Origin of the sequence: Maribacter sp. Asnod2-G09 (genome assembly GCF_045063795.1) — a bacterium.
Lineage (GTDB): Bacteria > Bacteroidota > Bacteroidia > Flavobacteriales > Flavobacteriaceae > Maribacter.
Genome location: NZ_JBEFOA010000005.1, coordinates 670205 through 684490, shown reverse-complemented (window position 1 = coordinate 684490; position 14286 = coordinate 670205). Strand labels below are relative to the sequence as shown.

The 14286-nt window shown below is 34.5% G+C and carries 8 protein-coding genes; 4 read left to right on the top strand and 4 right to left on the bottom strand.

Annotation, left to right across the window (positions count from 1 at the left end):
• The first annotated feature begins 169 nt into the window (after nucleotides 1–169).
• The 3 genes from ACJJVT_RS14965 to ACJJVT_RS14955 all read left to right on the top strand — a co-directional run bounded on the left by ACJJVT_RS14965 (nucleotide 170) and on the right by ACJJVT_RS14955 (nucleotide 4344).
• Nucleotides 170–1483: an amylo-alpha-1,6-glucosidase gene (locus ACJJVT_RS14965; protein ID WP_405399766.1), complete on the top strand. Its 1314-nt coding sequence runs from the start codon at nucleotides 170–172 to the stop codon at nucleotides 1481–1483.
• Between the two features lie 121 nt (nucleotides 1484–1604).
• Nucleotides 1605–3209, top strand: coding sequence for a sodium:solute symporter (locus ACJJVT_RS14960; RefSeq protein WP_405399764.1), 1605 nt, complete (start codon nucleotides 1605–1607; stop codon nucleotides 3207–3209).
• A gap of 10 nt (nucleotides 3210–3219) precedes the next feature.
• A complete protein-coding gene (locus ACJJVT_RS14955; RefSeq protein WP_405399762.1) occupies nucleotides 3220–4344 on the top strand; it encodes a glycerate kinase in 1125 nt (374 codons plus the stop codon).
• 29 nt (nucleotides 4345–4373) lie between these two features.
• On the opposite strand, the gene ACJJVT_RS14950 is transcribed toward ACJJVT_RS14955, so the two are convergent.
• Genes ACJJVT_RS14950 through ACJJVT_RS14935 form a run of 4 tightly spaced genes read right to left on the bottom strand, consistent with a single transcriptional unit; the run spans nucleotide 4374 to nucleotide 11648 of the window.
• Nucleotides 4374–6152: a hypothetical protein gene (locus ACJJVT_RS14950; protein WP_405399761.1), complete on the bottom strand. Its 1779-nt coding sequence runs from the start codon at nucleotides 6150–6152 to the stop codon at nucleotides 4374–4376.
• Between the two features lie 9 nt (nucleotides 6153–6161).
• Nucleotides 6162–7469 (bottom strand): DUF4249 domain-containing protein, encoded by a 1308-nt coding sequence (locus ACJJVT_RS14945; RefSeq protein ID WP_405399760.1) that lies wholly within the window; start codon nucleotides 7467–7469, stop codon nucleotides 6162–6164.
• Nucleotides 7470–7476: 7 nt separating this feature from the next.
• Nucleotides 7477–8775: a DUF4249 domain-containing protein gene (locus ACJJVT_RS14940; protein ID WP_405399758.1), complete on the bottom strand. Its 1299-nt coding sequence runs from the start codon at nucleotides 8773–8775 to the stop codon at nucleotides 7477–7479.
• 23 nt (nucleotides 8776–8798) lie between these two features.
• Nucleotides 8799–11648, bottom strand: coding sequence for a TonB-dependent receptor domain-containing protein (locus ACJJVT_RS14935; RefSeq protein WP_405399757.1), 2850 nt, complete (start codon nucleotides 11646–11648; stop codon nucleotides 8799–8801).
• Between the two features lie 331 nt (nucleotides 11649–11979).
• On the opposite strand from ACJJVT_RS14935, the gene ACJJVT_RS14930 reads away from it, so the two are divergent.
• Nucleotides 11980–14280 (top strand): PAS domain S-box protein, encoded by a 2301-nt coding sequence (locus tag ACJJVT_RS14930; protein ID WP_405399755.1) that lies wholly within the window; start codon nucleotides 11980–11982, stop codon nucleotides 14278–14280.
• Nucleotides 14281–14286: the final 6 nt, after the last annotated feature.

Sequence of the window (14286 nt, the reverse complement as noted above, 5' to 3'; positions counted from 1 at the left end):
GTTGTTAGTTTAAGTTTATTTGATAAGCACATTGGTGGTTGGAGAATTGCCAATGTGTTTTTTTACTCGATAATCGAGATTTAAATGTTCAGACGCTTGCGTCGAAATATTAATTATGTTTTCAATTCAATGCCTTGCGGGCTTGTCCCAAGGTTATTTACTAGATAATATGAAGGAAGAATTATATAAAAAAGCAATTGCAGTATTAGATGCAAATTTTCAAGAAGGTGGTTTTACTATACCTAGTGCAGGTTTATATCCTTTTCAATGGAAGTGGGATTCTGGATTTATTGCCATAGGTTTTGCTCATTACGATGTAGAAAAGGCAAAAACCGAAATGAGAACCTTACTTGATGCACAATGGGGTAATGGTTTTATACCACATATCGTTTTTCATACAGAGAACGATTCTTATTTTCCTGGGGCAGATTTTCATCAATCTGAATTACACCCATTATCTTCAAAAAAGTATAGATCTACGGGCATGACGCAGCCACCGGTAACGGGTTTTGTACTGCAAGAAATGTATCGTATTGCAGAAGATAAAGAAGATATGCTAAATTTTATCAAAGAAGAAATTGATAAGGTATATGAAAATCACGCTTACTTCTATTCAAATAGAGATCCTCAAGATGAAGGTTTGGTGTACATCTATCACAACTGGGAATCTGGTACAGATAATTCTCCTGTTTGGGATGATATCTGGAAAACGATGAATCCGCCAGAATATACTTTTGTTAGAAAAGATACTACACATGTAGATGCATCTCAGCGCCCGACTAAAAGAGAATATGATCACTATTTACATATCATAGATATTGCCAAGGAAAACAATTATGATGATGCTAAAATAGCGGAGCTTTCACCCTTTTTGGTTCAAGATCCTTTGTTCAATGCCATGTTGATTAAATCTAATCAGGCATTAGTCGATATGTACATTATGATTGGTGGAAATGAAGATAAAATTAAGACCATTTTAAAATGGCAATCGAAAAGCATTGAAAGCTTTAATAATAAATTATTTGATGCTGAATTAGGTGCTTATGTGCATTACGATTTAAGAAATGAAAAACCTATTAGGCATATAACATCTTCATCTTTTTCTCCATTGTTTGCAAACATCCCTTCTCCAGAAAGAGCGAAGGTTTTAGTAAAAACTATGATGGATAAGTTTGGAGGAGACGACAAATACCTTTGTGCTTCTTTTGATCCTACAAATGATCGATTTAATCCTAAAAAATACTGGAGAGGACCTGTTTGGATCAATATGAACTGGATGCTTTTTCTAGGACTTAAAAATTATGGATTTGCAGATGTTGCAGCACGCATGAAGCACGATAGTATTGAGCTTATAGAGAAATATGGCTTCTACGAATATTTTGATTGTAGAAAAGATACTGGTGAAGAAAACACGCCTGGTTATGGCGGCAACAATTTTTCATGGAGTGCAGCTTTGTTTATTGATATGGTGAATACACCATAGTGATTTTTATAAAAAATTTAAAGGTTTAAAAATGAATTACATTGACTATTTTTTAATCGGATTTTATATAATGGGTATTTTAGGAGTAGGGCTTTTGATTAAAAAAAATAAAAACTAGGATATGAATTATGTAGATTACATTATTATTGTCGTTTACCTAGTGGGTTTTTTAGGATTGGGCTTTATGTTCAAGGATAATAACACGGGTGGTGATTACTTTTTAGGTGGTCGTAAAACATCATGGTTGCCTTTAAGTTTATCAGCAATGGCAACACAATTATCTGCTATAAGCTTTATTTCCGCACCTGCATTTGTAGGTCTAAAAGAAGGTGGTGGTATGCAATGGCTTACCTATGAGTTAGGTGTGCCCTTGGCTATGGCATTTTTATTAATTGCAGTATTGCCAACGTTATATAAATCAGGTATAGTTAGTGTTTATGAATATTTAGAAACACGATTCGACGCTTCTTCTCGATTATTGATAAGCTTTGTTTTTCAAATTAGTAGATCGGTAGCTACAGGTGTTATGGTGTATACCATGGCGTTAATTTTACAAGCTACTATCGGATTAGAGTTTTGGATTTCTATTTTAATTATTGGTCTCATAACCATGGTTTATTCTTTTCAAGGCGGAATGAAAGCGGTGATTTGGGGAGATGTTATTCAAATGAGTATCCTGTTTATAGGTATTATCATTTGTCTTTATTTCGGATTTAGTGAGCTTGGCGGAGTAGATAATTTTCTTACCCATGTGGATACCGATAGAATTACTGCTGTAGATTTTAGTAAATGGGGTTTCAACAATGCTGATGGAAATGATGAATTCGGTTTTTGGCCCATGGTAATCGGCGGATTTTTTCTTTATGCCTCTTATTACGGTACAGATCAGACTCAGTCGCAGCGATTGTTATCATCTAGTAGCATGTCTAACCTGAAAAAATTGATGATGGCAAACGGACTCCTTCGTTTTCCCTTTACATTGACCTATTGTATTATGGGGCTTGTACTGGGTACATTATTAATGCAAGATGTAACTTTTCAAGAACAGATGGAAACTGTGTATCAAGCCAATATTGGCTCTCTAGCCGGTAAAAAGGCAGATTTAATGGTGCCGGTTTTTATCATAAAATACCTTCCTAATGGAGTGATAGGTATTTTGATTGTGGCCATTATGTCTGCAGCTATGTCTACGTTGAGTTCTACAGTGAATTCTTTATCTGCGGTAACTATGGAAGATTTTGTGAAAAGATTCAATCCAAACATGCCTGATAAAAAGTACATGACCTACTCAAAATTACTATCTATTTTTTGGGGTCTGGTATGTCTGTTCTTTGCATTTTTTGCAGGTAATATTGAAGGTACTGTTATAGAAGTTATTAATAAAATTAGTTCTGTCTTTTACGGTCCTATTTTAGCAGCTTTTATTTTGGCAATTCTTACTAAAAGAACACATGCACTTGGTGCCAATATCGGTATCGTAGTAGGGGTGTTGTTCAATATTTACTTATGGCTATACGTACCACAAATATTTTGGTTCTGGTGGAATGCTTTAGGTTGTTTGGTAACAATTTTAGTTGCTCTTGCTGTGAGTTATACCGTAAAAAGAAAAGTGAACGAAGGTCTAGAGGTTACCTACTACTCAGGTAAAAAAGAGGTGGCAATATTATTGGGCTATTTTGTGATTATTGTATTGTTCAGTATTTCATTACCTAATATTCTGAATTAAAAATATGCCGATGAAATTCGTAATAGCTCCCGACAAGTTTAAAGGCTCCTTAACCGGATTCGAATTTTGCGATGCCGTAGAAGAGGGTATAAAGATGGTTTTTAAAGATGCCGAAATTATAAAAAGACCTTTGGCAGATGGTGGCGATGGTACCATGGAAGTTGCTAAGCATTATATAAAAGGAGAAACGGTTACCATAACCGTAAACGACCCCCTTTTTAGACCTATTAATGCTTCTTATTTATATTCTGATGAAACCAAAATAGCCTATATAGAAATGGCTGAGGCATCAGGATTAAAACTGCTGAATGTTGATGAATTCAATTGTATGGAAACCACAACATCTGGTACTGGTGAATTAATTTATGATGCACTTGAAAAAGGAGCTACAGAAATAATTTTGGGTATCGGTGGTAGTGCCACAAATGATGGTGGTATGGGTATGGTAAATGCATTGGGGTATCGTTTTTTAGATGATAAGGGACAAGAACTATCTCCTATTGGTAAGAACCTTTCTAAGGTGAAAACAATCGACGATTCCAATAAGCATAATCGCCTTGATAATATAACTGTTAAGGTTGCCTGCGATGTTACCAATCCGTTTTATGGTTTACAAGGTGCCGCCTATATTTATGGGGCACAGAAAGGTGCCTCTGAAAATGAGATAATCTATCTGAATCAAGGTTTATGCAATTTTGCAGAAATTATAAAAAATCGTTATAAAATCGATTTACAGAAAGTTAGTGGCGCTGGTGCAGCTGGCGGTGTTGGTGGTGGAGCCCTTGTTTTTCTGAACGGCGAATTAATTTCAGGTAATAATTTAATAAAAGAACTAGCAGATTTTGATAACGCTATCAAAGGGGCAGATTGGATTATAACCGGCGAAGGTCAGCTAGATGAACAAACCCTTTCTGGTAAAACTATTGACGGTGTTGTTACTTCGGCATCCTCTAAAAATATACCTGTTGCAGCCTTGTGTGGGTCGGTAAGTATAAGCGTAGCACAGCAAAAGAAATTCGGACTAGCCTATGTTTCTTCCATTGTAAGAGGCATTTCTACTTTAAAAGAAGCTACGGAAAATAGCAGCGAAAATCTTGTAAATGCATCGTACAATTTTGCTAGTTTGTTGAAGTGAAGATAATTATAGAACGTAAATTTACCTTATTAATTTAGGTCAACGCTACTCACATTAATTTCCTTAATAACATGTATAGGTTTTCCGTAGGTGGTAAATCCGTTTAAAATAATCTCATAAGTTCCTTCTAAGTCTGAAGTAAAAAATTCAAAATTATAAGAGCTGTCTTGTATATTTAAATTTGGATTCCAATATAGCATTCTTCTGTAGTCTGGGATTCTGTTAAACGAAGTATCCCCAGTTTTATAGGTTTGTACAAAATAGTTCTTTTTGGCTACGGGTTGAGTAAACGGAACTATTAGGCTATTATCTGCAGTATAGGTGTCAAGAAAATCTGCATCGAAAGTTTCTATAGAAATGATGCCTTGATATTCTTTTTGACCTAAACGAAATTGGTCTCTGGTTAAACTTATTTTTTCAATTCTACGGGCATCAAATGTTCTTATTTGTTCATGATGAGGTATGAATACACCGTCTATTAAAACAATGGCTGGGAAGTCGTTATATTCTTCATCATAAGATTTAAAATCCTGTCCAATTCTAATATACGTATCACTAGTATTCGCTTTTCTAAATCCAGCGAATTGTACCACTTCAACCAAAGTTTCTTCAAGGGTTGGAAAACGTGTGTATTCATCAAGAGCGATAACTTCTGGTATACCACCATTAAATATATCAATAGGGTTACTTTGTAAAATAGAATCTGGCTTGGCGCTATAGAACTGATTTTCTATTTGGTTTAATACGCTTCTGTTTTTTATATATTCTGCCTGCTCTTTTGATAAAATGAAATTTGCAAATGATAGGTCGGTTAAATCAATATGGCTCGGTGTTCCTAATTCAACAGTATATGTTTCGCTTTGGTCTTCAACCTGTATTACCGCCATTGGATTTTTACGGTCTTTGCGTATGTAAGAATAGAAATTTCCATTTTGGTCGGTTTTAGAAAACTTCAATAATGATTCTTTTCCAGGAATAGAAATAACTACGGGAAGGTTCTCAGCGGGTAACCCTGTCTCACTATTTTTTATGGTTCCGTAAACAAGTTCTCCACGCTGTTCTGGTAAAAATATGCTATCGCCAATGGTCTGTTTAATTTCTTTATCGGTATTGAAATATGTATTACCATAGGTAACGGAATTAAGGGAAGGTGGAATAGCGATCTCTTCCTTTCTTTTCACTTTAATACTATAGAAACCATGTCCTAAAGCTCCTTTATAATTTTTGATGTTCAGGTCTACTTTCTCTCGAGGTTGGTATGTAGATTTGTTAGTTCTGATTGTAATTGCTGATGAGTCTGAAACCGAAATAGCATCAGTTGAAATTGACGTTAGCGCATCGGTTTTATTCTCTAGAAGGGTAGATTGGTCTACCAAATACGGGTTAATGATAACAATATCATCTTTAAAAATTTGAGATAAACCTGAGTTTTTCATCCATTGGGTATAACCTAAAAGTTTGTACCTACCAGATGGTATCTCTGTAGATACAAAGAAATCACCATAGCCATGCCCTTTGCTCAACTTCACTTTATGTTCAAAAATAAAGTCCCTTGCTTCGTTAACGAGAGCTACATACGCAATTTTACTAATGTTAGTAGGGTTATTGGTTTGTGCATTAAAGCAGTGAATTGAATAATAAAGATATTCGCCAGAAAGTACTAATGGTCCGTTATGATCCACATATGCCTTTTCTTGGGGCACTTTTTTTAGGTTTAATAGGTCGCTACCATCTTTGATTACATATTGGGCATGACAAAGATTAGCTATTAAAATGATTATTGCGGTAAGTATTTGTGTTGTCTTCATAAGTGCTATTTAATCTACCCAAAAATCTGGTTTAATATTACTACCTAAAACTGTACAGTCTCCACAAATTGTAGGCACAAAAATAAATGGACCCACGCAAATAGGGTTTGCATTGGGTACCAGGTTTTCTATATAATCGGAATAGTAAGTTACCGTTCCTATATCAATTCTTTCTAGTAATCCTTGGGGACAGGGGTCAAAGGGACTATTAAACAATTTAGCAGTCTCAAATCCGCAATTAAAGGCGTATGGTGGAGTTTCTTCAGGAAAGAAATCTTCGTAATTTAAAAAGATACGCTGTTCTGTAACCCCAACAGCTTCTACATAACCATACACATTTTCAAAACTGCCATCTTTACGATGTACGTTTGCGTAAATGGCTCCTGGCTGTACTTGAGAAAACACATTGTCCGATTGAGAAAATGCTTGTAGGGTTTCAAAAAAAGAATGTGCATTTGCAGATTGTACTTGCTGCTGTACTAAAATGCTATATCGTTGTGCGATTATGAAATTATCTTTCGTGATAAACCGTACACTATGTTTAGAAACATTGTCTTGGGTAATGCCTGCCGTACTGAGTAAATCTATAGTGTTGGATGAAACGGTATTGTAGCAGATGCGGTCTTCAACTGTTTTTTCTACCACTTCTAAGCTATAATCTGCGGTATCATCAATACCATCGTAATCTGTTAGTTCAAACTCGAAATTTTGCCAATAGGGAGCAACAATTTTATAGGTTTCATCATAGGTATATTTAAAATACTCTGCATTACCCGATATAGGTTCACTGTCTGCATATATGGCTATACCTTCCTCTCCATTATCATTTTCAGCTTTTTCGGCATATAAATTAGTTATCGCAGAAGTACCTAATACGGTTATGGGGTCAGATATATACCCTGTGCCATTATTTGTATTGATCTCTAAAGTATAGTTGGTACCCATTTCTAATGCGAATGGAGTATTAGATAGATAAATACCATCTTCATCTTCAGTGAATGAATATACTTCCCCATTTTCGTTTAGTAAGGAAACCGTAGCGCCAACTTCCATTTCAATACTGTCTAAAGGTCTACTACCTAAAGGTATATACGGACTGTAAACTGTATCTGTTTCTAAATCTAATCGTATCGAACTTCTGCTTAAATAGACTTTTTGGGTAATAGCCTCATTGGTAAAAACTGCTTCGACTACTAACGCTGCCTGAGTTTCATTTTCATTTAGTGTCTCAATTTCAATTTCTTCCACACAGGCGCCAAAAGTTAGAACAACTAATAAAACCAATTTGCGACAATGAAATAGACTTTTTTTATACATATTATAATTATTCAGTCCAAAATTTAGGTTCTAGATTACTACCTAAAACAGTGCAATCTCCACAAACTTTTGGTACAAATATGTGTGGTCCGCCACAGTCTACATCATTAACATTAGGCTTCACATAACTTATTAAATCAAGATCTATTTGCTGTATAACCGATTGCGGACAAGGATTAGGTCCTCTTGGACCACTAAAACAAAAAGAAACATGAGATTCTGGTGCGGTCAATTCTCTACAATTAAAAGGGTATGGTGGTAATTCTTCGTTCGGATAAAAATCGGTATAATTGAAAAAGAGCCTTTCTTTAGAAACGGATACCACATCAAAAAAACCGATTACGGTACCTTGAGAACCATTGTCTGAAGACAAGTTGCCTTCTAAAAAACCAGGTTGTATTTGAGAAAAGATATTACCGGTTTGACTGAAGTTATTAAGTTGGTCATAAAAACTAAATGATGCCGCGTTAGAAACCAATTGTGCAACTTCAATACTATATCTGTGGCTAATGATAAAGTTTTCTTGGTCAATAAAGCGTACCATAAACTTTGTAATATTGTTACCTAAGTTACCCTGTTGAGCTTGTATGATTGTATTAGAAAGGTTATTTCCATAGCATACTTGTTGCTCTTCTTCTCGTTCTATAATTTCTAGATCATAAGTGACCAACGGTAGCGCACATGGTTCGTAGTTCGTGAGTTTAAAAGCTTCTGGAGACCAATTCGGAGCTATAATTTTATAGGTTTCATCATAAGTGTATCTTAAGTTTTGAACGGTACCTGATTCTACAGTATTATCTACGAATATGCCAATACCTTGTGCTCCAGATTCACTTGTTGTTTTTTCCGCATAAAGATTAGAGATAGCTGCTAAACCTTCAATTCGCATGTTGGTCGAGGAGTACCTTTTTCCATCTGATGTGAGAATATTCAATTGATATGCATTACCCATTTCTGCAGCAAATTCAATATTCGATTCATAAACACCCGGGCTTGCTTCATTGAAAGAATAGGTGGTACCATTGTCATTTTCTATAGATACGGTTGCATTAGCTTCGTAACGAACTAAATCTCTGTTTATATCACGAATAGGTGTGTACGGGTTGTAGATGGAATCAATACCGAGGTCAACTAAGGTATCCATTCTACTTAAGGTGACCGTATGATGTTTTACCTCGTTGGTTAATGTGGCTTCTACAATTAAAATAGCCAATACATCTTCATTACCATCTATACCTAAATCAACCTCATCTATGCAAGAAGCTAGAAGGGTAATGGAGATAAGTAAAAGAAATAAATTTTTCATGTGAATTGAGTTCGGGTACAATGCTAGAATTTAAAATTATAGGTGATTGACGGAATAGGAATGGAGAAAATGGAACTTTGCAATGCCTTAACTTCACCGTCATCAGTAACAAAAAACACTGAATACGGATTGTTTCTACCCAATACATTGTAAACCGATATGGTAACAAAACTATGTGCCAGTTTGTTCTTCTTGTGGTTTCCTTCAATATTAAGACCTAAATCTAAACGGTAGAAATCTGGTATTCTAAATTCGTTTCGATCACTAAAAGCAACAAAATCTGCATTATTGAACCTAAATGTACCCACAGGGTAGGTAATAGGTCTACCAGTTTGGTACACAAAGTTTGCAGAAATACTATATCGTTTTGTAAAACGATAGTTGGTAATAACACTTACATCATGGGGCTTGTCAAAATTGGAAGGAAAGAATTCTCCGTTATTGATTCGTTCTTCGCTAAATTCACTGTCAAAACGGTATAAAGATCTAGAGTAGGTGTAGCTCAGCCATCCGTTTAGATCACCACTTTTCTTTTTCAATAGAAATTCTACACCGTATGCCTTTCCATCTCCCTGTAATATCTGTGTTTCTACATTTTCATTTAAGAAGAGATTGGCGCCGGTTTTAAAATCTAGCACATTTTCCATTTTCTTGTAATACCCTTCAATACTTAATTCGTACTCGTTTTCCTTAAAATTTTTATAGAAGCCTAAAGAAGCTTGGTATCCTTTTTGAGCGTCAATATTTAAATCAGAAAGTTTCCAAGTATCAATGGGTGAAACCGTAGTATTGTTAGAAAGGGTATGTAAAAATTGATACGAATTATTAAGACTTGCCTTCACCGAAAAATCAGGCGTGAATAAATATCTAGCGGAAACCCTGGCTTCTGGTCCACCGTAGGTTTTTATATTTTCATTGCTAGAATAGGCTAATGTATCTTGAACGGTAGACTCGTTCTTTGGCATGCCATCTTCATAGGTTCTTTGGGTAGCTTCACCCAATGCTGCAAAAAACGCATATCTTACTCCTAAATTGACAGAAAGTTTATCACTAACGGTTATTTCATCTCCAATAAAAAGAGCAGCCTCAAGGGCTTGTTCGTTATCAATAGAAATTTCATTGACGTCAGATTCACTTCCGTCTGGTTCAATACTCCCCGGATTAACAGAATAGTACTTGGCAGAACCACCGTAGTCTAAAGTGTGTTTATCGTTTAACGAAGTACGAAGCTTATATTTTAATTCGGTTTCGTTAATGCTGTAATCTAAATTGAAATCTGTATTTGTTTCTCCGTCAAAATCAATTCCGAATCCGTAATTACTATTGTCGACAATTAACGCACTATTTGTTTTGTCACCTATTCTATGATCCCAGCGAACAGAAAAAAGACGATTATCATAATTATATAATGAATCTGAGGTAATGCTAAAAGCATCTCTACTGTAATAAGCAGTAGCTTTTACCTCATTTTTCTCATTTATTTTATTGTGATACTTTAGAATACCGTCAAAAAAAGAGGCATTACTATTACTTAAAGCTTCGTCATCTAAGGATCTTAAAATCCAATCTGCATAAGCACCTCTACCACCAACTACAAGTGAAGATTTTTCTTTTTCTAGCGGAATTTCTAATGCTAAGTTTGCTGTAACAGGTCCAATTGACCCTTCGCCTGAAAATTTTTCAACATTTCCATTTTTGGTTCTTATATCAAAAACCGAGGATATTCTTCCACCAAACTCAACGGGTATAGCTCCTTTATAAATGTCTACACCTTTTGTTGTAAACGGATTCAGCGCTTGAAAGATTCCGAAAAAGTGCTGTGGATTGTAAATAACAGCATCGTCTAACAAAACTAAATTTTGGTCTGTTTTACCACCACGAACATTTAAGCCCATTGCACCTTCACCAGCAGATGAAATACCTGGTAATGCCTTGGCAACAGATAAAATATCGCGTTCTCCTAATACTAACGGAATGTTTTTAGATTCCTCAGAATCTATTTGTTCACTTCCTGTAATAGATTCTTCAACATTTTTAAATGCATCTGCTTCTACAACAACTTCGTCTAATTGTTGTAGGCCCTCCTCCATCAATAAATCTAAACTACCATTATTGAACATGATTACTTTGCGGACTGTAGCTGCAATACCCATGGCACGTAAACTTAGCTCATTATATCCTGCAGGTAATTCTAGTTTATAGTTCCCAGTGACATCGGTTACGGTAATTTGGTTGGTTCCTTTTACACGTATTGCCAAATCCTGAATTGGATCTCCAGTTTTAGAATTTATAGCCTTGCCGCTAAGAAGGTATGTTTCTTGTAGATTATTAGGATCACTTTTGCCTACTTTGGCAATATTATATTCTTGTTTATTTTGGTTTGTGGTGTTGTAAAAAGTGGGTGGTGGAATATTTGTTTTTTGTTTAATAACGACATTTTCTTGCTCTGTTTCTTCTAGTCCAAAGAAGCTATTTGGTAATTCATCATAAACAATGGTATTTTCTAATAGAACTATTCGATTAGAAGTTTTTTCGATATAAAAATTTAATGAAGTGTTTTCGAAAATTGATTGTAAAGCACTATTGATATTTTCATTGTCAAAGGTTTTAGTAATAATAACTCCGCTAATCCATGATTCAATGAAAAAGAACTCAAAATCTGTTTGTTTTTCAATATCAATAAGTACCTCTTGTAATGGTATTGCAGCATATTGACCATTAATTGTTGGCAATTCTTGAGAATAGGTATTTGAAATTCCAATGATAAACAAAAGGAATAATAAAAGATTATTATGAAGTTTAATTGTATTTGAGAACGAAATATTTGCAATAATTGATAGCAATAGACAATTATCTTTTTGTTGTGAGGTCATGGTGGTTGGTTGGATTCCTACAAGGTATGAAAAAGAATAATATCACAAAATGTGATTTTTAGAATAATTACACCGATTATTTAAATAATTAAAAATAAGAAGTTGATTTTTTACGAATATGATGACCTATGTCTAAGTCATTTGTTAAAAGCATTTTATAATTTAAACATCGGTAATAATTATTTAACTAATTCTCATGGCGTAGACTTTCAAAATTAGTAATGGCAGCAATATTTTTATAGATTACTTTTTTACTCGTCATACTCTCATTTCATTATATATCAGTATTTTATTACTATTTTTAACTTAATTACTTGTTAAAATTTAAAAATTGAGTCAATACCTTAATAATACCGAGCTTTTGGAAAAGCACCACCAAATATTTATTGAACAAACGCCAACAGCAATAGCTATGTTAGATACTAACATGGTGTATTTGGCAGCGTCCAAGCAATGGGTTCAAGATTTTAAACTAGAAAAAGAAACTATAATTGGAAGGTCTCATTATGATATTTTCCCAGAAATAGGTGATGATTGGAAAGCTAAGCATCAACAATGTTTACAAGGTGCAATAGATATATGTGATGAAGCACCTTTTTATCGTAAAGATGGGTCCATTCAATGGATTTATTGGGATGTAAGACCATGGTATAATACTGAAGGAGAAATTGGCGGACTCTTAATGCATACTGGCGATATTACAGAACAGAAAGAGAAAGAGTTAAAGGAAAAAAAATTCAATACCATATTAAGCGATACCAGCGAAATTGCACGAATAGGTACGTGGGAAATCGATCTTATACAAGAAAAAGTAACCTGGAGTAGTATGGTGTATGAAATTCATGAGGTTCCTCTGGATTACGAGCCGACAATCGCTTCTGGATTGGATTTCTTTGAAGATGAAGAAAGTCGTAATCGTGTTTTAGAGTCACTAAAAGAAGCTCAAGAAATAGGTACTCCCGTTAATTTAAATCTAAATCTAAAGACAGCTAAAGGTAACAATAGATGGGTAAAAGTTATAGGGAAGGTAGAGCTTACCAATGATATTCCCGTAAAAATTCTTGGAATAACCCAAGATATAACTTCATCGATGATTTCAGAGCAGAAATTAACTATTGCTCATGCAGAATTAGAAGCTATTTTCAACTCAGATGCTATAGCAGTAATTACAACTAATGCAGACGGTGTAATTAATCGCTTTAATAGTGGTGCCGAAAAATTGTTAGGGTACACTGCCAATGAAATGATAGGTTTGAATAAACCTGAAATTTATCTTGTAAAAGAGGAATTAGAGGAATTTAAAAGAGATATTATCCTCTTGTTTAGAGGTGATTCTTTTGTCGCAGATACTCAGTATAATTATCGAAATGAAAATATCAACGACACACGGCAATGGACGTTTCGTCGAAAGGATGGTTCTACGTTTTCGACCTTGACTTCAATTACGGCGATTAATAGTTGTGAGGGTAAAAACGACGGATTTATCTCAGTAGTAACTGATATCTCAAAAATAAAAGATGTCAAAAATGAATTGAAAAAGAAGAATGACCTACTGAATTTTGCTGAAAGACTTAGCTTAATTGGTCACTGGCAATGGAATACTGTTTTAGATAGAGTACAGTGGTCAGAGAATCTATATACGATTTTTGAGCTTGAAGAGAGCGTGACTGAATTAAAGTTTGACACCTATTATAGTTTTGTACATCCTGAGGATAAGGACTTAGTTGCAGAATATTTTAAAAAGTCTGCTAATGATAGGACATTTTACAATTTTACACATAAAATTATTACGGGCAACGGCGTTGTAAAAACAATACATTTGGTTGGTAAGGTTATAGCGAACGAACAAGGTGAAATGATCGAAATGTTTGGTACCTGCCAAGATGTTACCGAATCTAAAGAAGAGGAATTAAAGCTTATAAGGGCTAAAGAAGAATTAGAAATTGTTGCGCAAAAGCTTTCGTATCAAAACAAGCAACTCGCAGATTTTACGCATATTACTTCACATAATTTGAGAGCTCCCGTTGCTAATTTAAACTCGTTAATGGAAATTTATAAGCTTTCAGATGATGATGAAGAACGTCTAGATATATTCAGTAAATTCGATACCGTAATTGATCGCCTTACACTAACATTGAATACATTAATAGAGGCATTAAAAACCAAAATCAGTGATGCTAAAGAAGAATTGGAAAGTGTAGATTTAAATGATATTTTTGAAGATACGACGCAAATATTAGGTGGTTCAATTCTAACTTCAGGTGCTGTTATAAAAGGAGATTTTACAGAACTGTCAACTATTACCTATAATAGAATATATATGGATAGCATTTTCCTGAATTTAATTGGGAATGCCATAAAATATAGGGCAAAAAATAGAAAGCCAGAAATAATAGTAAAATCTAAGATTAAGAATGGTAGAAATATCATTACATTTAAAGATAACGGCTTGGGTATTGATCTTGAAAGACACGGTCATAAATTATTTGGACTTAATAAGGTTTTTCACAGACATCCAGATGCAAAAGGTGTTGGTTTATTTTTAACAAAAACTCAAGTTGAAGCTATGGGTGGTACTATTACCGCCACAAGTGAAGTCAATATTGGCACAACTTTTACAATAATATTTTAATTAAGA

Coding starts and splice junctions, on each gene's coding strand:
- ACJJVT_RS14965 (WP_405399766.1), top strand. CDS start 170: ATGAAGGAAGAATTATATAAAAAAGCAATTGCAGTATTAGATGCAAAT.
- ACJJVT_RS14960 (WP_405399764.1), top strand. CDS start 1,605: ATGAATTATGTAGATTACATTATTATTGTCGTTTACCTAGTGGGTTTT.
- ACJJVT_RS14955 (WP_405399762.1), top strand. CDS start 3,220: ATGAAATTCGTAATAGCTCCCGACAAGTTTAAAGGCTCCTTAACCGGA.
- ACJJVT_RS14950 (WP_405399761.1), bottom strand. CDS start 6,152: ATGAAGACAACACAAATACTTACCGCAATAATCATTTTAATAGCTAAT.
- ACJJVT_RS14945 (WP_405399760.1), bottom strand. CDS start 7,469: ATGTATAAAAAAAGTCTATTTCATTGTCGCAAATTGGTTTTATTAGTT.
- ACJJVT_RS14940 (WP_405399758.1), bottom strand. CDS start 8,775: ATGAAAAATTTATTTCTTTTACTTATCTCCATTACCCTTCTAGCTTCT.
- ACJJVT_RS14935 (WP_405399757.1), bottom strand. CDS start 11,648: ATGACCTCACAACAAAAAGATAATTGTCTATTGCTATCAATTATTGCA.